The organism is Streptantibioticus ferralitis, assembly GCF_029223525.1.
GTDB classification, from domain to species: Bacteria; Actinomycetota; Actinomycetes; order Streptomycetales; family Streptomycetaceae; genus Streptantibioticus_A; species Streptantibioticus_A ferralitis.
On the sequence record NZ_JARHTQ010000022.1, the window covers coordinates 19393 to 39056 of the forward strand.

Annotated in this window: 14 protein-coding genes; 2 read left to right on the forward strand and 12 right to left on the reverse strand. The window is 70.6% G+C overall.

Going from position 1 to position 19664, the window contains the following annotated elements:
- Positions 1–49 precede the first annotated feature (49 nt).
- The 10 genes from P2L57_RS27485 to P2L57_RS27530 form a co-directional block, all read right to left on the reverse strand.
- The gene (locus P2L57_RS27485; RefSeq protein ID WP_275818778.1) at positions 50–1270 is read right to left on the reverse strand and encodes a CHAD domain-containing protein; all 1221 of its coding nucleotides are present in this window, start codon (positions 1268–1270) and stop codon (positions 50–52) included.
- Positions 1251–3515, reverse strand: a complete 2265-nt coding sequence (locus P2L57_RS27490) for an RNA degradosome polyphosphate kinase (RefSeq protein ID WP_275818779.1) — start codon at positions 3513–3515, stop codon at positions 1251–1253. The genes P2L57_RS27485 and P2L57_RS27490 overlap by 20 nt, the downstream gene beginning before the upstream one ends.
- A gap of 715 nt (positions 3516–4230) precedes the next feature.
- Entirely contained in the window at positions 4231–5160 is a 930-nt protein-coding gene (gene mshD, locus P2L57_RS27495) for a mycothiol synthase (RefSeq protein WP_275818780.1), read from the reverse strand.
- Between the two features lie 83 nt (positions 5161–5243).
- Positions 5244–6644, reverse strand: coding sequence for a DUF6177 family protein (locus P2L57_RS27500; RefSeq protein WP_275818781.1), 1401 nt, complete (start codon positions 6642–6644; stop codon positions 5244–5246).
- Positions 6641–10621, reverse strand: a complete 3981-nt coding sequence (gene eccCa / locus P2L57_RS27505; protein ID WP_275818782.1) for a type VII secretion protein EccCa — start codon at positions 10619–10621, stop codon at positions 6641–6643. The genes P2L57_RS27500 and eccCa overlap by 4 nt, the downstream gene beginning before the upstream one ends.
- A gap of 40 nt (positions 10622–10661) precedes the next feature.
- The gene (locus P2L57_RS27510) at positions 10662–11747 is read right to left on the reverse strand and encodes a MinD/ParA family ATP-binding protein (protein ID WP_275818784.1); all 1086 of its coding nucleotides are present in this window, start codon (positions 11745–11747) and stop codon (positions 10662–10664) included.
- A gap of 31 nt (positions 11748–11778) precedes the next feature.
- Positions 11779–13149 carry an EsaB/YukD family protein gene (locus P2L57_RS27515; RefSeq protein ID WP_275818786.1) on the reverse strand — a complete coding sequence of 457 codons (1371 nt, stop codon included), beginning with the start codon at positions 13147–13149 and terminating at the stop codon, positions 11779–11781.
- 13 nt (positions 13150–13162) lie between these two features.
- Positions 13163–13492: a hypothetical protein gene (locus P2L57_RS27520; protein WP_275818788.1), complete on the reverse strand. Its 330-nt coding sequence runs from the start codon at positions 13490–13492 to the stop codon at positions 13163–13165.
- Positions 13493–13555: 63 nt separating this feature from the next.
- On the reverse strand, positions 13556–13762 hold the full coding sequence (locus tag P2L57_RS27525) for a DUF397 domain-containing protein (protein ID WP_308292520.1): 207 nt from the start codon (positions 13760–13762) through the stop codon (positions 13556–13558).
- Between the two features lie 3 nt (positions 13763–13765).
- Positions 13766–14617, reverse strand: coding sequence for a helix-turn-helix domain-containing protein (locus tag P2L57_RS27530; RefSeq protein ID WP_275818790.1), 852 nt, complete (start codon positions 14615–14617; stop codon positions 13766–13768).
- Between the two features lie 138 nt (positions 14618–14755).
- Between P2L57_RS27530 and P2L57_RS27535 the strand changes: the two genes are divergently transcribed.
- Positions 14756–15193, forward strand: a complete 438-nt coding sequence (locus P2L57_RS27535; RefSeq protein WP_275818792.1) for an ATP-binding protein — start codon at positions 14756–14758, stop codon at positions 15191–15193.
- 115 nt (positions 15194–15308) lie between these two features.
- Complete coding sequence (locus tag P2L57_RS27540; RefSeq protein ID WP_275818794.1) at positions 15309–15929, forward strand: RDD family protein; 621 nt, start codon at positions 15309–15311, stop codon at positions 15927–15929.
- Between the two features lie 249 nt (positions 15930–16178).
- Here the strand turns inward: P2L57_RS27540 and P2L57_RS27545 are convergent, their stop codons facing one another.
- Both P2L57_RS27545 and P2L57_RS27550 read right to left on the reverse strand, forming a co-directional pair.
- The gene (locus P2L57_RS27545; RefSeq protein WP_275818796.1) at positions 16179–17036 is read right to left on the reverse strand and encodes an immunity 49 family protein; all 858 of its coding nucleotides are present in this window, start codon (positions 17034–17036) and stop codon (positions 16179–16181) included.
- 13 nt (positions 17037–17049) lie between these two features.
- The gene (locus P2L57_RS27550) at positions 17050–19548 is read right to left on the reverse strand and encodes a hypothetical protein (protein WP_275818798.1); all 2499 of its coding nucleotides are present in this window, start codon (positions 19546–19548) and stop codon (positions 17050–17052) included.
- Between the last annotated feature and the right edge of the window lie 116 nt (positions 19549–19664).

A 19664-nucleotide genomic window follows, 5' to 3' on the forward strand; every position in this document is an offset into this window, starting at 1 on the left:
GGCTGCTTGCGACTGATGACGAACGCGGGGTCCTACACGGTGCGGGGTCCTACGACGCCGGGGCCGTGGCCGGGGCGATGCCCAGCCAGATCCGGCTGAACGCGTAGCGGGCCGCCTCGACCTCGGCGCGCTGGTCGGCGTGCAGCACACCGAGCGCGTACCCGGTGGCCGGGGTGATCCGCGGCGTACGGGCAGCCGACGCGGCGGCCGCGGCGGCATCGGCGGCATCCCGGTGCCGGTCGAGCGTCCGCCCGGCACCGTACAGCCGGGCCGGATCAGGGACGCCGGCGGGCGGCTCGGCCAGCGGTTCCAGTGCGTACCGGCACACCCGCAGCAGCCCGCGGACCTGGTGCCAGGGCACGTCCTGCAGCTCGTCGGCGGGCGCGTCGGCCAGCGTCGCCCGCAGGGCATGGGCGTTGTACGGGTAGCCGGCGAGCGCCAGCGGCAGCGCGTCGACCGCGTCGGCCAGCCGCCGGTAGGCGTGCTCGGCGAGCGGCAACAGCAGTTGGCCGGCGGGCGCCGCCGCGGCGCCGGTGAGCGGCGGATCGGAGGCGAGCAGCGCGACGGCGTCGGCGACCGCGTGGAACCGCGCGGAACCGAACGCCTGCAGGGTGGCCGAGTGGGCCCGGGTCCGGGCCAGCGTCAGCTGTCGTTCCAGCAGCGCCCCGGCGCGCGCCGCCCCGGCGGCCAGCGGTCCGCGGCCCGACGGATCGGCGGCCGGTTCCGGCGACGAGGTCGCGGGCGAGGGCAGCACACGGCCGCGCCGGGCGCCGACCCGTCCGGAGGCACGGGGACCCGGCCCCTCGCCGTGGTCGGCGGCCGCGCCGCCGCGCCGCCGCGGCCCGTCTCCCGCCGCTACCGGCTCGCCCTCCCCGCCGACCGCGCCGTCGCCGGGCAGTGTTCCGCCATCGTGGTCGGAGACCGCCGCACCGGAGGCGAGCCGGTGCAACGCGGTGCGCAGTCGGGTCAGATCGGCGCCGTAGCGCTGTTCACGGGCCAACGTGGCGCACAGCCAGCGCAGTTCCGTGCGCAGCGACTCCGCCCATACGGGGTCGACCAGCGGCTCGTAGGTCAGCAGGACCGCGCTGATCCGGCGCGAGGCGCGGCGCAGCGACCGCGCCCCGGCCGCCTCGTCCTCGGTGCGCAGTCGCAGCGCTCGGAGGAACTCGGCCGCGTGCTCGCCGAGGTATCCGGCAAGTACCTCGCCCGCCGTGCGATCGGCGGCCGGGGCGACGAGAGCCGGAGCGCTGTCAGGATGTCGCTGGGCCACGCCGGCGCCTCCGCGCGTCGATGAGCATTTCCTGTACGTTCCGCAGCGGACGGCCCTCGGCGTCCGTGCTGTGCCGGGTCCAGTTGCCGTCCGGACCGAGGTGCCAGGACGCGGTGTCGTCCGAAACCCCGGTTTCCAGCAGGCGGTTGAGGGCCGCTCGGTGTGCCGGGTCGGAGACCTTGACCAGCGCCTCGATCCTGCGGTCGAGGTTACGGTGCATCATGTCCGCACTGCCAAGCCACACTTCGGGCTCGCCGCCGTTGCCGAAGACGAACACCCTTGAGTGTTCCAGGAATCGGCCCAGGATGCTGCGTACCCGGATGTTCTCCGACAGGCCCGGCACTCCGGGGCGGATGGCGCAGATGCCGCGCACCCAGATGTCGATCGGTACGCCCGCCATCGACGCGCGGTACAGCGCGTCGACCACGGCCTCGTCGACCATGGAGTTGACCTTGATCCGGACGAACGCGGGGCGTCCGGCACGTTGGTGCTCGATCTCCTTCTCGATGCGCGAGATCAGCCCGTCGCGCAGCGAGCGCGGCGCCACCAGCAGACGGCGGAAGGAGTTGCGGCGCGAGTAGCCGGACAGCCGGTTGAACAGGTCGGACAGATCCGCGCCGACCTGTGGGTCAGCGGTCAGCAACCCCAGGTCCTCGTACAGCCGGGCCGTCTTGGGGTGGTAGTTCCCGGTGCCGACATGGCTGTAGCGGCGCAGCACGTCGCCTTCCTGACGGACCACCAGCGACAGCTTGCAGTGCGTCTTCAGCCCCACCAGGCCGTAGACGACATGGCAGCCCGCCTCCTCCAGCTTGCGAGCCCACTTGATGTTGGCCTGCTCGTCGAAGCGGGCCTTGATCTCCACCAGCACCAGCACCTGCTTGCCCGACTCGGCGGCGTCTATCAGCGCGTCGACGATCGGCGAGGTCTCCGAGGTGCGGTACAGCGTCTGCTTGATCGCCAGCACGTCCGGGTCGGCGGCGGCCTGCTCCAGGAACGACTGCACGGAGGTGGAGAACGAGTCGTACGGGTGGTGCAGCAGGACGTCGCGCTCGCGCAGCGCCGAGAAGATGTCCGGCGGCGAGGAGGACTCGACCTCGGACAGGTCGCGGTGGGTGCCCGCGACGAACTTCGGGTACTTCAGCTCCGGCCGGTCCAGCGACGCGATGCCGAACAGGCCGGTCAGGTCCAGCGGCCCGGGCAGCGGGTACACCTCGGCGTCGGAGATCTTCAACTCCCGTACCAGCAGGTCGAGTACGTACGGGTCGATGGACTCCTCGACCTCGAGCCGCACCGGTGGACCGAAGCGACGTCGCATCAGTTCCTTCTCCAGCGCCTGGAGCAGGTTCTCCGCGTCGTCCTCCTCGACCTCCAGGTCCTCGTTGCGGGTCACCCGGAACATGTGGTGCGCGAGCACCTCCATACCCGGGAAGAGCTCTTCCAGATGGGCCGCGATCACGTCCTCCAGCGGGACGTACCGCTGCGGCCCGGCCTCCAGGAAGCGCGGCAGCAGCGGTGGCACCTTCACCCGGGCGAAGTGCTGGTGCCCGCTGACCGGGTTCCGCACCACCACGGCCAGGTTCAGCGAGAGTCCCGAGATGTACGGGAAGGGGTGTGCGGGATCCACTGCCAGCGGGGTGAGCACCGGGAAGATCTGCTGACGGAACAGGGTGAACAGCCGCGCCTGCTCCTTCTCGGTCAGCTCGTGCCAGCGGATGACATGGATGCCGTGTGCGGACAGTTCGGGCGCGATGTCGGTCTGGAAGCAGGCGGCGTGCCGGGCCATGAGCTCACGCGACCGGCTCCAGATCTGCTCCAGCACCTCGCGGGGCTGCAGCCCGGACGCGGACCGGGTGGCCACGCCGGTGGCGATCCGCCGCTTGAGACCGGCGACGCGCACCATGAAGAACTCATCGAGGTTCCCGGCGAAGATCGCCAGGAAGTTCGCGCGCTCCAGCAGGGGCGTCGCGGGGTCTTCCGCGAGCTCCAGGACGCGCTCGTTGAACGCCAGCCAGCTGCGCTCGCGGTCCAGGAAACGACCGGGCGGAAGATCTGCTTCCGCCGCGGCCTCCGCGGTGCTTGTGCCGCCGGTGGTGTCCGTGGCGGTGATACGGGAAGCGCTCACCTGGCTGAGATCGGGTACGTCGTCCGGGTCGCCGTCCAGATCGGGTACACCGAGGGTTCGACGGGCCCCGATCGAGCCCAGTGAGGGCGTGTCCGCCGAGTGGGACGGGTTACGAGCAGGCATCAGGGGGCCGGCCTCCTCCACTTCCGGTAGGTGCTCCCTATTCTCCCGCGTCGGGAGTGAAACCGGCAGGTCGGAGGTGCCGCGGACAGGACCTCGCGTCCGGTGGGGGTGTCCGTCGCGGTGATCGCGAGGGATCGGCACAGCGGGCTGCATTCACTGATGCTCGCAAGGGAGTTTGAATCGTTGGTAACGATTACGTGGCGGGCGGGGAAGCGCAATGCATCCCGCGAGGGGGCCTTTCAGGCCCTCGCGGCCGTTCGCGGTCCACCGCCGGGTGCGCCGCGGCGGGGCCCGTACCGCCGCTGGGGGGCTATTCTGCGCCGCGATGGCGGGTCACCACCATGGCACACATCAATGGTTATGAGACCGTCTCAATCCATGGTCGCCGTGGGGGATCCTCGGTGGGTTGCGGCCGGTTCGACACCGCCGGACTCCGCCGCCGGACGTCTCGCCGCTGCGGCGGGAAGATTCTTTGCCGTTCCGGCGAACACCGTTCTCCGCCGCGACGGTGAGTGACCACGGCGGCGGAGTCCGGCGGTGCCGAGCTGAGCGCAACCCCGAAGCCCCGGGTCGGGCGCAGCCCCGAATAACCGGGTCGGGCGCAGCCCCGAATACCCGGGCCGAGCGCAGCCCCGAAACCCCGGCCGGGGGCGACCCCGGAAATCAATCCGGGCCCGCCGCCGGGGCGGGGCGGGGAGGTCTGTCGGACCGGCGGTCAGGTCTCCGTGCGGTACATCAGGTCCACCTCGTGGACCGTGAAGCCCAGCCGTTCGTAGACCGTGACGGCCGGAACGTTGTCGGCGTCGACGTACAGCATCGCGGTCGGCATCTTCCGCTCGTACGCCAGATGGCGCAGTCCGGCCGCGGTGAGTGCCTTGCCGAGGCCGGTGCCCTGCTCGCCGGGCGCCACGCCGAGCACATAGACCTCGCCGAGCTCCTCGGCGGCGTGCACCTTCGTCCAGTGGAAGCCCACGACCTGCTCGCCGCGTACCGCCAGGAAGAACCCGGCAGGGTCGAACCACGTCTCGGCCTTGCGGTCGTCCAGGTCACGCTGAGTGAGCGAACCCTGCTCGGGGTGATGGGCGAAGGCGGCGGCGTTCACCGCCAGCCACGCGGCGTCGTCCTCCCCGGGCCGGAACGTACGCAGCGTGACACCGGGCGGCAGTACGGGCTCCGGCAGCGGCGTCTCACCGGGCAGCGGGCGGCGCATCTGCCGCAGCTCGCGGAACAGGGCCAGTCCGAGCTGCGCGGCGAGGTGCCGGGCGGCGGCGTGACCGCCGTGCGCCCAGACCCGCAGCCGCTTGCCGGACAGTTCGAGCAGTGCGTGCCCGAGCGCCCGGCCGTGGCCGCGCCCGCGCGCACCGGGTTCGATGACCAGCTCGGCGGCGGGCGCCTCGACGGGGTCGCTCTCCTCCAACTGCGCGTACCCGGTGAGCTGTTCACCCACGTACAGCAGCAGATGCCGGATGCCCGGCCGCTGTCCGCCGCGCAGGTTCAGCCGTCCCTGCTCGGACACGGCGGGCTGGCCGTCTTCGGCGGCCGCCCGCTCGATGAGCTCCAGCACGTCGTGGGCCGTCTGTGGCGGCAACGCGTCCAGGGTCTCGATCCGGCGCGGGGCGAGAGGGGGCTTTGCGGGGTCCGTCATGGTTCAGAGTTTATGGCGGGTCGATCGCCCGCCGGGACTCTCCTGGTGGGCATCGATCGAGTGGCGAGTCCGCGAAACGCCGGTCAGCCGTTGTCCGACCGCCGCAGGTGCCGCATGAGCCGTTCCAGGTCCGCCCACCCCGAGGCCGAAGTGCCGTCGCCCAGTTCGTAGTAGAAGCCCGGGGCCGACGCCGTCCCCAGGGTGTGCGGTGGATTGCCGAAGGGCGGGCGGCGGGCGTGGTCCGCGCCGATCTCCTCGACGTCCGCGGGGCCGACGGCGAAGGCGAGCGGAACGGGAAGGGACTCCAGCCGGGCCGGGACGGTGAGGTCGCGGCGTGCCGAACGGCGTTGCACCAGCAGGGACCGGAGCCCGTACCGCGCGCCCAAGTCGACGGCGACCGACCGGAGTTGGTCGGCCGACGGCAGGCTCCCGTCGGCGAGGCCGAGGGCGAGGCTGATGTCCTCCTCGACACCGTCAGGGGTACGCGCGATCCGCATCGTGGCGATGGCCGGACGGTCGGGTGCGCCGACGATGACCAGCCAGGTGCCGTCGGGCGCGCGGTCCCGGGCCAGATCGGTGACCTCCTGCCGTGACCAGCGCGAGCTCGCGGGCTCCGCGGTGCCCCAGCCCGACGGAGGCGCTCCGGCCAGCGTCTGCCAGACGGTTTCCAGCGCGCCGCCGAGCACCAGCTGTTCCTCGGCGGGGTGGCAGGTGCGGAAGGAGAGCAGGAGCTGACTGTCCTCGGCGGTGGCGGTCCGGATGAAGGCCTCCGCCGGCCGGGCGCCCTCGACCGGCCGGAACGCGCCCTCGTGCCAGTGGAGTTGGGCGCCGGACAGACCGTCGTAGTAGCCGCCCGCGTCGTCGCGGATGACCCAGCGGTGCGGTGGGCCGGACAGGGCGAGCCGGGTGGGCAGGCTGAGCCGGGCGCTCGCCGGGGAGACGATCTGCAGGGCGCGGTTGCTGGCGATGCAGGCGCGCAGCACCTCGGACAGCCAGGTGGTCATGGCGATGACCGGGCGTTCCTGGATGACGACGGCCACCCGTTCGGTGAGCACGTCGACCGCGGGTTGGGCCGCGGCCGGGGCTGGGGCGACCGTGGCGGTGGTGTCCAGCGGGGTGTCCGGTACGTCGGCGGCGTCCGGTGGCCAGGTGGTGCCGTCGAGATGGCGGGCCAGGTGCCCGGCGAAGGTGGCGGCGAGCCGCTCGCCCCCGGGGACGGCGGTCGAGGCCCGCGCCTCGGTCCACCAGGCGGGCGTGCCCGGATCCGCCTCGGGGCCGAGCAGCCGCCGCATCTCACCCGGCACCTCCAGCAGTACCGGCGCCTCGACGGACAGCAGCGGACGGCCCTCGTCGTCGCAGAGTTGCACGACGGCACCGTCCGCGAGGGACCGCAGGCGCAGATCGGGGCCCGCCGCGAGCAGCGCACCCGCGATCGCGCGGACGTCCGGCATCCGCGGGGTCAGGGCGATGGCGTCCTTGGTCACGTGGCGGGATCCTCCGTGATCAGCGCGGTCTGGATCAGGCGCGGGGCCTCGCCGCGGCGCACCAGGGTGCCGCGTCCGGCGGGTTGGGCCGTGGCGTACAGGTTGGAGAACAGCTGGCCCTCGGAGCGGTCCCCCGACAGCAGCAGCCCGCTCGTGCCGCTCTCCCGCAGCGCCAGCAGGAACGGGTCGTACAGCCCGCGCGCGGCGCCGGAGACCCGGCGGGTGACGACGAAGTGCAGCCCGATGTCGGGTGCGGACGGCACGTACGGCAGGAAGGGCGCGAGCGGCTGCTGACCCGCCGTGGTGAGGACGTCGTAGTCGTCGATGAGGATCACGATGCGCGGACCGCGATACGAACCGCCGTCCGCCATGGCGTCGGTGAGCTCGTGCGGGATCCGCTTTTCCAGTTCGGCGGCGATGCCGTTCGCCAACCCGCCGCAGACCCGGGTGTTGTGGGCGTAGCCGCCCCGGTACGGCTCGGGCACCAGGTCGCGCAGGCCCCTGCGCGGGTCCATGACCGCGAAGACCAACTCCTCGTCGGAGTACCGGTCCAGCAGTCCCCGGGCGATCAGCCGCAGCAGATTGGTCTTGCCGCATTCGTCGTCGCCGAGGACCAGCAGGTGCTGGTCGCGGTCGAACAGGTCGAGCAGCACCGGCGCGAGCGCCGTCTGGTCCACGCCGATCGGCACTCTGCGGGTCTCGCGGGCCGAGGACGGCAGCGCGGCGGCGGGCAGCCGGGTGGGCAGCACCTTGACCGGCTGGGCGGGCTCACCGGGCCAGGCGTCGCCGATGGCGCGGGCGGTCTGCTCCACCACCGCGCCCAGGGCGTCCGCCGTCGCCAGCGCGTCGATCCGCGGCAGGGCCACCTGCGCGGTGAGCTTGCCGTCGGTCAGCACCCGGCCGGGCCGGTCGGGGGAGAGGGCCTCGGCCAGCTTGCGGTCGATGCTGGAGTCGCCGGGGTCGTTGAGCCGCAGTTCCATGCGGGTGCCGAAGGTCGACTGGGTGGCGATGCGCACGTCGTTCCAGCGCAGCATCGCCGCGACCACGTGGATGCCGTAGCCGCCGCCGCGTTGCAGCAGATCGGTGATGAGGCCGTCGATGTCGTCGAAGTCGTCCCGCAGCGCCCCGAAGCCGTCGATGACCAACACGATGTCGGTGGACGGCAGTTCTTCGAGCCGGCCCGCGGCGCGCGCCGCGCGCAGCTGCTCGACGGAGTCCACGCCGTACTCCCGGAAGATCTCCTCCCGGGCGGCCAGCATGCCGCGCACCTCCTCCGCTGTACGGCGCACCCGCTCCCGGTCCGAGCGGCCCGCGACGCCGCCGACGTGCGGCAGTTCGGACAGCGCCTGCAGACCGCCGCCGACCAGGTCCAGGCCGTAGATCCCGACCTCCCGCGGGGTGTGCGTCAGGGCGAGGGACAGCACCAGCGAGCGCAGCAGGGCCGTCTTGCCGGACTGCGGCCCGCCGATGACCGCGGCATGGCCGCCCGCCCTGGTCAGGTCCAGGTTCCACGGGCCCTGCCACTGCCGGGTCGGATCGTCCAGCAGGCCCATCGGCGCCCGCATCGGCCCCGGTCGGCGCGTCAGATGCAGACCGCGCGCGGTGAGGTCCACCGGACCGGCCACCGCGTCCAGGGTGAGCGCCTCGGGCAGCGGCGGCAGCCAGATGCGCCGCACCGGCTCGGCGGCGTCCCGCAACTGGTCGACCATGACCGACAGTTCGGTGGCGCCGACGGTGCGCCGCGGCATCACCGGCTCGGCGTCGGCCGCACCCGGTTCGGGGGCGGCGAGGGTGTTGTACGCCGGGTAGGGCAGGGCGCTCGGGCCCGCGGGAGCCTCCTCCTGCCGGGTCGGGCCGCGGTACGGGCCGGAGACGTACCCCGCCTTGAACCGCTCGTACGCGCTGGTGTCCACCTTCAGATAGCCGAAGCCCGGCAGCGGCGGCAGATGGAAGGCGTCGGGGGTGTCCAGCACCGTGCGGGACTCCTCGGGCGAGAAGGTCCGCAGGCCCAGCCGGTACGACAGATAGGTGTCCAGGCCCTTGAGCTTGCCGCCCTCGATGCGCTGGCTGGACAGCAGCAGATGGACGCCGATGCTGCGCCCGATCCGGCCGATGGACAGGAACAACTCGATGAAGTCCGGTTTGGCGGTGAGCAGTTCACCGAACTCGTCGATCACCACCAGTAGATGCGGCAGCGGGGGCAGTTGCGGGCGCACGGCGCGTTCGGCCGCGTACTGCGAGATGTCCGCGACGTTGCCCGCGTCCTTGAGCACCTGCTGGCGCCGCTGGATCTCGCCCGCCAGACTGGCGTGGGCGCGCTCGATCAGCCCGGCGTCGTTCTCCAGGTTGGTGATCAGCCCGGCGACATGCGGCAGTTCGGCGAACGGGGCGAAGGTCGCACCGCCCTTGTAGTCGACCAGCATCATCGACAGCGCGTCCGGCGGATGGGTGGCGGCCAGCGCGAGGACCAGGGTGCGCAGCAGCTCGCTCTTGCCCGAGCCGGTCGCTCCGACGCACAGCCCGTGCGGGCCCATGCCCAGTTCCGCGGACTCCTTCAGATCCAGCAGCACCGGCTGCCGGTCGTCCGCGACACCGATCGGCACCCGTAGGAAGGCCCGTTCCCCGCGCGGCGCCCACAGCCGTTCCAGGTCCAGTTCGGCCGGATCGTCGATGCCCAGCAGCCCGGCGAAGTCCAGCGGACCGGTCAACGGCCCGTCCTCGGTCACCGAGTCGGCCGACAGCCGCAGCGGGGCGAGCATCCGGGCCAGCCCCTCCACCCCGGGCGCCGTGACCTCGTCCACCAGGCCCTGGGCGAGCACCGGCCGCTCCCCGCGCAGATCCTCGATCGCGGCCTGGCCGCCGTCGGTGGTGATCCGCACGGCCACCTGACCCGGCTCGGCCACCCGCTCGGCGACCAGGTGCACCACGGTGACCCCCATCGCCTCCAGCGGCACCGCCTCGTCCGCGCGCGGGAGTTCGTCCGCCACCTCGCCGTAACCGTCGCTGATCACCAGCAGCCGGGACGTCTGCGCGAGGGCGCTCTTGTCGGACAGCCCGCGGCGTACCTCGGCGGCGTACGCGGCACGCTGCCGCAGGTCGTCGCGGAGCAGCACGCCGAGCTTGCCGAGGTCCGATGCGATCCGGCGGGCCGGTACCGGGCCGTCCCGCTGGTCGGGGTCGACCGCGTGCGGCAGCCACTTCAGCCACTCCCAGTCGGCGAGCCGTTCGGCCGGGCAGGCCAGCGCGATCGCCATGTCATCGGGTGCGTGGCACACCGACGCGTGCGCCAGCAGCGTACGGACCGCGCGCAGCACGTCCGCACGGGAGCCGACCACGCTGACGTTCCCCACCCGGTCCAGCGGTACGGGCAGCGGCAGATCGGTTCCGGTCCGATAGCGGTGCAGCAGCGCGTTGGCCTCGTTGAGCATGAACGGGTCCGGCGGGGTCAGCACGCTGCTGCCCGGCTTGGCCAGCGTCAGCTCCCGCACCGCCAGCTCGCCCGTCCCGATCCGCACCTGGAGGAAGTCCCGGTCGAGCCGGCGCCGCTCCCACAGCCGGGCCGGATCGCGCGCCACGTCGTACAGCGCCTCCGGCGGTGGGTTGAGTATCCGCGACGCCTCACGGTGCGCCCGCTCCTCGGCCGCCAACTCCTCGCGCAGCTGATCCAGATACTCCAGATACCGTTCGCGCTGGGCGCGCCGGGTGCGCTGCGCCTTGCCGCGCTGGGACAGCAGCAGGCCCATGCTGCCGAACACGGTCACCACCAGCACGACGGCGCCGACGGCAGCGTATTGCCCGCTGCGCAGCACGGTCATCATCACGACCGAACTCATCACCCCGGCGATCGGCATCAGCGTGTGCGCGGCGCCGCCGGTCTTGCCCTCCGGCAGGTTCGGCGGCGCCTCGACGGTGCGCGGCTCGCTGCCGACCAGATGGCGGGTGGTCCGTGCCGGACGGTGCACCAGCCGGATCGTCATGACCGCCTCCGGGATGTGGCGTTTCGGCCAGTCGGGGACGTCACCTGCGAACGGCCCGGTCCAACAGCTCGGCCCCGAGCCGCGCTGCCGCGTCACGCGTCCGCTGCCCCAGCAGCGCCAGCCGCACCGCTCCGCCCGCGGCAAGGTGCCGGTCGTACGGTACGTGCACCACGCGGACGTCCCCGACACGCAAGTACCGCTCGGCCGCCGGGAGATCGATCGCGGTGTGCGGCGAGGTGGCGTTGAGCGCGACCACGGTGCCCGGCAGCATCGGCCGCGGCACGCTGCCCATCCACTCCAGCACGGTACGCGCGGATGCCACGCCCTCCACCGTCGCCGGTGCCACCAGGACGCGCGCCTGCGCACCCGCCATCGCGCTACGGGCCAACTCGCCCGGCAGCGACTCGCAGTCCACCATCGTGATCGCGAAGTAGCGGCGCAGCGCCATCGCCACCGTCTGGTACTCGTCAAGGCTGACCCGTGCGCCGATCTGGCCCTTGCTGCCCGGCAGCAGCCAGCCGCCCTCCGGCAGCGCCACCAGGTATCCGATGACCTGGTCGAACCGCATCGACGGCGCCACCACCCGGGCCACATCGCTCATCGTCCAGCGCAGCGACGGGGCGTCCAGCCGCACCGGCAGGGTGCCCAGCGTCGGGTTCGCCTCCATCACCAGCACCGGATCGGAGCGGTAGTGCGCGTACGCGGAGCCGAGCAGCGTCGTGATCGCGGTCTTGCCCGCGCCACCGTGCACGCTGGTGACCACGATCTGCCGACCGGTGGTGATCGGCTGCTGCAACTGCCGTGCCACACCGGTGACTTCGGCTGTCTCCCGGGCCGCCGACGAGGCGACCAGCCTGCGCAGCGACCGCCCCACCCGGCGGGCCGCCGATTCGCCCCTGCGCGGCTTACCGGTGAGCAGCGCGGCGGCCTCCGGGGTCAACACGGGTGCGGGCGCGGGCGGTTCGGGGGACGGCGGCGCCACGTCCGCCGCGGCGGGCGGGAGGGGCACGACGGCGGGGGCCGCGATCGCCGGTACCGGGTCTGCGGGGCCCGGGTCCATGGCGGCCGCGGCGGACCGCGCGGTGACGTCGTTGAGTACGGCGCGCTGCCAGTCGTCTTCGGGCACCTTCGCTCCCTCCCCTCGGCTCACCTGAACGTCACTTGAAAGCGCCGAGCAATTGCCCGTACACCCCGAACACCCCGAGCAGCAGCGGGAACAGCGCGACCACCCCGAGCGTCTCGCCCAGGTCCATGGCCCGGCGCAGCCGTACCCGTACATGCTCCGGCGGATCCACCGCCAGCACCACCAGCGGCAGCAGCGCGGCGGCGCACAGCACCAGGACCGGCCAGGGGCCCGCGGTCGCCGAGCGATCGAGCCACACCGCGACCAGCCGCGCGAGCAACACCACCGCCGCCGCCTGCAGCGCGACGACCTCGGCGATCAGCGGGAACGCGCGGGCGCGGGAGACCAGGGCCACCGCCAGCAGCACGCTCATCACCACGGTCCACGCGTTCGGCGCGGCCAGCAGCAGCCAGCCCGCCGCCGCAGCGGAGGCGGCGACGGTCACCGTCGCCACCGACAACCCCTGGTGCGCGGCGGCCAACGCGGTGCCCACCTCGTACCGGCTCACCGACGCACCACCCGCCCGCCGGTCGTCCAGCCGGGTCAACCCGGCCGCGACCAGCGCGCAGCGCGGCAGGACGCCCAGCGCGACCACCGAGGCCACTGCGAGTACGCCGCCCAGCCGTGACTGGTCCACGGCACCGTGCGCGGCATGCGTCAGCGCGGCGACCGCCTCCCACCCCGCACCGGTGAACGCGAGCGCACCCGCCCCGACCAGGCCGCCCCGCCCGACCGGCGAGAACAACCCGAGTACGGCGAGGGTCAGCACGAGGACGCCGACCAGCCCGCCCCAGTGCGCCATGACCGCCCAGCGGTGCGCGTCGGACAACGCCCAGGTGCCGCAGGCGCCGAGCGCACCGCCGGTGACCATGAGCGCGGTGCCCAGACCGCGGTTGCCCATCCGGGCCGTGACGGCCCCGCCCGCCAGCGCGGCGACGGCGATGGCCAGCAGCCAACCGGCGACGGTGGAGGCGCCGACGGCACTCCAGGCCAACAGGGCTGCGGTCAGGCTCAGTACGAGGGCCATCGCCCCGGACGTCCAGCGCCGGGACGCCGGTCCCCAGCGCCAGGCCCGCAGATCCAGATCGTCCGCCACCTCGTCGGTGACGTCATGTACGACAGGCGCCGCAGGCGCGTACTGTGCGCGCACCAGCCGCAGCACCGCACCGTCCGCCACCCCGGCGGAGGCAAGCGAACCGTCCTGCGGCAGCACGGTTCCGTTCCCGGTGACCAGGTGCCGGGGCACCGGCGGTGAACTCACCGCGTCGTCGAGCAGCACCAGCACCTCGGGGAGCAGCCGCCCGATCGGCTCGTCGGACGGCAGCACGAGATCCACACGTCGCCGCTCACCCACCAGGGTGACCCGGCTCAACCGCGCAGCGCGCTTCGCCCCCGCTCTCACCATTTCGCCGAACCTATCATCGCGGTGAGCCCGTGACCGGGGCCGCGGACGAAGTAGCCCGGGGCGAAGCACCGGGGGACGACGTAACAGGTGATGAGGTAGCGGGGGATGAGGTAGCGGGCGCCAGTCCCGGCTGCGTCTGGTGCGCCAGCCGATGCGAGACGAACGACCATCCCACGCATCCGGCACACATCACCGCGGCCAACGCGATCCCGGCGAACGCCTTGCGCAGGTTCTCGTCGGTGGTACGCCGGGTGCGCATCGCCCCGTGCAGCAGGGCGTCACGCAGCCGACGCCGACGCACGGCCACGGATTCAAGGAGCTGGCTGTCGAAGTCGCGTGCCATCGCTTTCCCGCTCGCGCTTGGTGGGGGGTGACGAGGGTAGCCCTCCGCGGCACGCGGAGGGCACTACGGCCGGTCGAGGTCACCCGCCTTGACCTTTTGCAGGAGGTCGGCCAGGCGGGCAGGGGTGGTGGTGACGATCGCCTCCGGGCAGTCGCTTTCGCGGAGGTAGATTTGTGGGGTTCTTTCGGGGGATATGGCGACGTTGAGGCAGTTGGCGCCGTGCTGGCTGTAGGAGGACTTCTGCCAGTTGAGCGAGGTCATGTTCCTCATCCCTCAATTCTCGTGCGCGATGCGGTTGATCAAGTCCCGTGAGTCCTGTGGCTTGAGGGTGCGATTTGTCAGCTGGTCCAGAACGGACCGGTACCTGGTCAACTGTGCTTCCGCGTCGAGGAATTCACAACCGTGTTCGGTGTCGAGTTCAACGGTGTCGAGCCCTGGCACAGGCCCCTCCGCGTAGGTGATCGACTGGCCGGACGAGGCGAAGGGCGCTTCGCCGAAGGGAATCACCAACAGCGTGATGTTCTCCTGCTCACTCATCTCCAGGAGGTACATGAGTTGTTGGCGCGCCACGGCCGCTCCACCGAACCCCATTCGAAGGGCTGCCTCGTGCACGATGGCGGTGTACGGGGTTGGCTTGTCCCCGTAAAGCACCGCCTGCCGCTTCATGCGATACGACAGCCGATGTTCCAACTCGTACTGCCGCAAGGGTGGAACGGTCTCCCTCAGGCTGGCACGAGCATGATCGGTGGTCTGGAGAAGTCCCGGGATGTGGATCACGACCGCGACGCGCAGCGCCGTCGCATAGTGCTCAAGTTCGGCCAAGTCGAGGAGGTCGGTGGGAAGCAGTTCGCGGTACTCCTCCCACCAGCCGCGTGCGCGCGGCCCTGTCATCCCGACGAGAGCGTCGATCAGCTTCTCGTCAGAACAGGTGTAGTTGCGCGCGAGGGCGCGGACCCGGGCCGCGCTCACCGGGATACGACTGGCCTCGATGTTGCTGATCTGCGCCTGGTTGGTGCCCAGTAGGTGGCCCGCTTTGGTGGAGGACAGCCCGGCACGCTCGCGGAGCTTACGCAGTTCGGCGCCGAGCCGGAGTTGGCGTCCCGTCGGCCTGCTCCTCATCGGCATCTGTCGGCTCCTCCAGTTGGTTCCCGTCACTCACATGAGTGGAAGGTTCAGCGATTTCTCCGCTCGAGGTGAAGTTATTCATCCCCGCGTCCTACGGTGTGACGCAAGCCACTGCCCATCGCCTCGCAAGGAGCGGCCATGGACTCCCTCTGGACGTACTCCCTCCAACTCCCGCACGACGCAGGCGCGGTACGCGTCGCGCGCATCACACTCCGTACCGTACTGACCACTCACGGCATGGGCGAACTCCTCGATCCAACCGAGTTGCTGACCAGCGAACTGCTCACCAACGCCTACCGTCACTCCGACGGCCCGTCCGCGCTTCGCGTCCGCAACATGGCGAACCGGCTGCGCGTCGGAGTCTGGGACACCAACCCCACCATCCCGCCGCCGTTCGCGAACGGCACGCTCCGCGCGCCGGAACCAGAGAGCGAGCAGGGCCGCGGCCTGACGCTCGTACGGCACTGGGCGGACAACTACGGCGGATACGAGATCGGCGAGGAACTCGGCGGCAGGCCGGGCAAGTTGCTGTGGTTCGAGATCCTGCGCCGCGACGCGTTTGAGATGGCGGCGTGACCGCCGCGGAGGAGGGTGGGCGTAACGAACTCCGCACCTTCTACCGCGCGGCGGCGCGGGCCGGGGCGCGGTCTGCAAGTCACGGGGATGAGCGCGCCTGCTTGAATGGCGCGCGATGAGCAGCCCATACAATGCCCAACCGTCCGGCTACCCAACTCCGCCCTATCCGGGCCAGATTCCGTACCCGCCGGTCGGCGGAACCCCGTACGGGGCGTATCCGCCCCCAGCCGTGGGCTATCTGCCGCCGGAGGCGTGGCCCGCCGCGCAGCATGATCCGCGTAACTCACCGGTGCTGGCCAACCCCGGCCAGCGGCTGGGCGGCCACGCCCTCGACGTCCTGTTCGTCTTCCTGGGCGCCGTGCTCGTGGGCATCGTGTTCTTGCTGATCGGCCGGGCGACGGGCCGCCCGGGGAGCGCCCCGGAGAGCGGCGTGCTGCTGGTGTGCCACCTCGTGGTGATGCTCGCAGTGGTCGTGCTGTACGACCCGGTGCAGACCGTGCTGTGGGGCCGCACGCTGGGCAAGCGCTGTGCAGGCACCCGCGCGGTCCCACTGACCAGGCCCACCGAACGCCTCGGCTTCGGCCAGGCGTTGAGCCGCTGGCTCCTCCACCTGGTGATGACGTTCGTCCCGTTCCTGGGCCTACTCAACGGGTTGTGGCTCCTCTGGGATCGGCCGTACTGCCAGTGCCTGCACGACAAGGTCGCCCAGACGGCCGTCATCCGGCAGCAGGGCTAGGAGCCAGGGCAGGGCTTTCGGCAGGAGAGGGAGGCCAGGGCCTCAGCCGAACTCCGCAGCCTCCGGATCGGTCGCGCAGTACGACTTGGTTACCGTAAGCGAGCTGCTCAGAGCCCGGGAACGGGAGATCTCCGAATCATCGAGCTGATTGAGCATCCTGCCGAGGCTCTCGCGGCGCGTGCCATCACCCTCTGCCGCGGCACTGCCCGTGGGGAAGCAGTGACGGGGCACACTCGTGGGCACCGTCTGTCAGGTGTCGAACTCGCCCAGCCAACTCCGCCGTAGCAGATGCTTGGGCAGGTATTCAGACTCGACCTCGATGGGAAATCCGGCGTCGTAGGCAAGGCTCGCAATGGCAAGCGGTCCCAGAGCGACCAAGCCCTCGGTGCTGGTTGCCCGTTCTTCGTCCTTGGTCCAGTACTCCTTGTGCCACTGCAAGGCCTTGGCCAGCTCGGCGTTGAACTGCTCGTGGTCCTGGCGCAGGAAGCGGTAGAAGAGGTTGATCGGCGGATACAGGATCTTCAGCACCAGTTCACGGTCGGCGACCTGTAGCGCCTCAGGGTCGGTTCCCTCCATGGCGGCGACCAACTTGTCGCCCAGGCCCGGCCGTTCGAGCCAGTACGTCTGGAGTGCGTCCACCCATGAGTAGATGTACTCGTCGAACACCGCATCAGACTCGCGCAACAGGCTGATCGGCACGTTGCACAGCTGGGTCATACGAGCTTGCTCGCGGCAGATGATTGCCAGCCAGAATGAGGTGATCCAGTTCCCGGCGTCCGTGTAGTATCGGACGCCGGTGGCCGGGATCGTCCTCATCTCGTGCGCGACCCGGCACTGCACCCTGTCCTCGGTCGCGGTCGCCGACGCGAACATCGCGGAGCCGATCTGCATCGCCACGACATAGGCTTCCCACGTCTCAAGCTCGTTCGCCGTGGGGTCGAGGACACAGCGGGCCTGGGCCTCGGTGAGGGCGGCGTCCAGCGCGCTGTCGAAGTCGGGCGACTCTTCCAAGTCGGCGATTTCTTCCTTCGCGCCCTCGCTGAGCACCTCTACGCCCCGAGCCGCATTGACGGTTGGGAATTCGTGGCGTGGCACGATAGCAGCCACTTGCATTGCTCCTCTAGCCGATGTCGAAGCGCTTCATCAAGTAGCCAGCATACTCGCTTCCGTTGGGCATCGCCTTGACCAGTACGTAATCCAGCTTTCCTTGTTTGAGGGCCTTGCTTAGCTGTCGCGCAAGTGCTGCTTCCTGCGGATCAGTCGCGGCGCGCTTACGCATTTCCTTAAGGATGGTCTCGAAGTATTCCCGCGTCCCTTGCTTGACGCCACGGCCGGTGAGGCCTTGGCGATGCCCAAGTTCGGCTTTAGGTGAACCCTTAGCCTCGACGACCACGTAGTGCCCGTCGTGCCGCTGCCATATCTGGTCGAAGCGATTATTTCCCGTTGCCCGGTTGTCGACTCGCACAGCATCCGGATAGTGGTCCGGGACTGCGTGGTATTCGGCCGAGTTATCCCCGAGTTCCTCGCTCGCCTTGTTCATGGCGGAATGCAGCGGGCTGTGAGTTGCCTTCGCCTGCTCCAGGTGGTTGTGCGCTGCCTCTATGGCGTTGGTGTCATGCGTGTGTTTGGCGGCATCGTGTGCTTGCTTGGCCGCGTCCAGGTGCTTCTCCGCAGTCTGATCGGCCGCGACTGCGTGATCTCGTCGGGCAGCTTGTTCATCGAGCTTGCCGAGATGATCAGGGCTTACCGTCGCCCTGTCTCCCACTATGGGATTGACGTGCTTGTACTTCGGTGGGATCGGCGGCGGGGCATCCTCGGCTGCGATCCACCCCTTGGGATGCTGTGCGTCGGGTGTGACTTTCTTCAGCTTCGCCAGCGGGTAGCCGTTCTCGTCGGTGTTCTCAATCCTGTGACGATGGCCGTCGACGTTGTAGTGCTTCTTGAACCATTCGGGATCGTGGTTGGCCTTGTCGACCTGCTGCCGGACGACCTCGCGCTGCTCTTCTTGCGTGAGTTGGTCGTACGGGCGATGCCCGTTGTGGCTACCGGAACCACCGTTGCCGTGCTCGCCCGGCATCGTGTGGTCTCCCGGAACGTGGGTGTCGTGGCTTGCCCCTGGGGGCACGTGGTGACCCTCAGCATCCGATGAAACGTTGCTGCCGGAGTGACCGGGAGTGTGTTCAGCGGTGGTTGTGCCGTGGCCTCCGCTGGCCGAGTTGTGCACGTCGTGGTTTGTTTGAGTGAAACCATTCTGCGGTTCATGGCCCCCACCAGTGCTGTTATGCACCTGGTGGTCAGTGCGGGCCATCGCGTTGGGCGGCTCGTGGGTGCCGCCGCCGTGGCTCAAGTCGGACGGAACGTTTCCGCCATCGTGGCCGAGTGTGGGTGCCAGGTCGTGGTTGCCGCCACCCACCGTGACCAGTTGCCGTTCCGCGGGGACTTCGGCGAGGTGGGTTGGGGTGTCGACGTTGACGTGGGCGGTCGTGGTCGCGGCGCGGTCTGCCGCGGAGGGCTCGTGTACCGGCTCGTGAACGGTCCCATCCGGTGCGTGGTAGTTGAGGTTGGCGTCGATGTGGCCGCCGTCGGGCAATGGGACGGTGCCGTCCGGGAGGCTACCGAAACGGGCCTTCAGCGTGTCGAGGTTGACCAGGCCCTTGACGTTGAAGACGGCCTGGTCCTTGAGGTTCTTCAACGCGTCCAAGGCGGCAGCCACCTTGGGCATTTCGCTGATGCCCTTGAAGGCGAAACCGGCGCCCTTGGCGATGTACGTCATCGGGTCGATGAACTTGCCCGCCTTGCCCAGAACGCTGGCGACCTTGCCGACCGTGCCAGCCTTGGCGGCCACGCCTTCGCCACCTGCCAGGCAGGTCAGGGCGTTGAAGACCACCCCGCCCGCGGCGCGGGCGGGGTCCTTGCCCCATTCGTCCCAGGCGACCAGGCTCTTGCCGAACGCGCGGGTGGTCTTGCGGCTCTCCTGCACCCAGCCGGGCAGCCAGGAGTCCGGGATGGCGTAGCCGAGGGGGACGGAGTAGCTGGCCAGGCCGATGGCCAGTTCGCCCAGGCCCTTCCAGGAGTTGACGAAGGTGTCCCAGCCTTCCAGGCCCACCAGGCCGCCGAGGCCCTTGAGCGTGCCCCAGATGCCGTCGACGATCAGGCCGTCCCAGACGAAGGACTTGACCCAGTGGTCGATCCGGTACCAGTGGTACTTCAGCTCGACCGCGTCCCCCCACGGCAGCCCCTTGGCACCGTCGAGCTGGTCGGCGGTGTAGCCGTACATGTTCGACTTGTTGCTGCCGTCGTTGTGCACGTACTGGGTGCCGCCGAAGATGGCGTCGATGGCGTTGGCGCACCGGATCTCGGCGTCCCAGAACGCGGCCACCTGCGCATCGACCTGGTTGCGCAGGTCGTTGTTGCGGTCGACCTTGTGGCTGTCGTACTGCCAGTCGTGGTCCTTCTTGGCCTCCGCGACGAACGCGCTGGCATCGGCCTGCAACTGCTTGAGCTTGGCCGCGATGGGCCGGACATCACCGGCATACGTCGACAGCGCGCCCGCGACCTTCGTCAGATCGTTCCCGAAGGACTTGGCGGTGTCGGCGACCGGCTTCGTCGTCGCGAACAACTGCTCCGCTTCGGGTGCCTCGTAGAACGCGGACAGGCCCTGAAACGTGGAGTGGGTGTCCTGGCCGGTCGAGGTGATGTTCCCGGCGTCGCTGCGCAGGTCGGTGACGTCGGTCT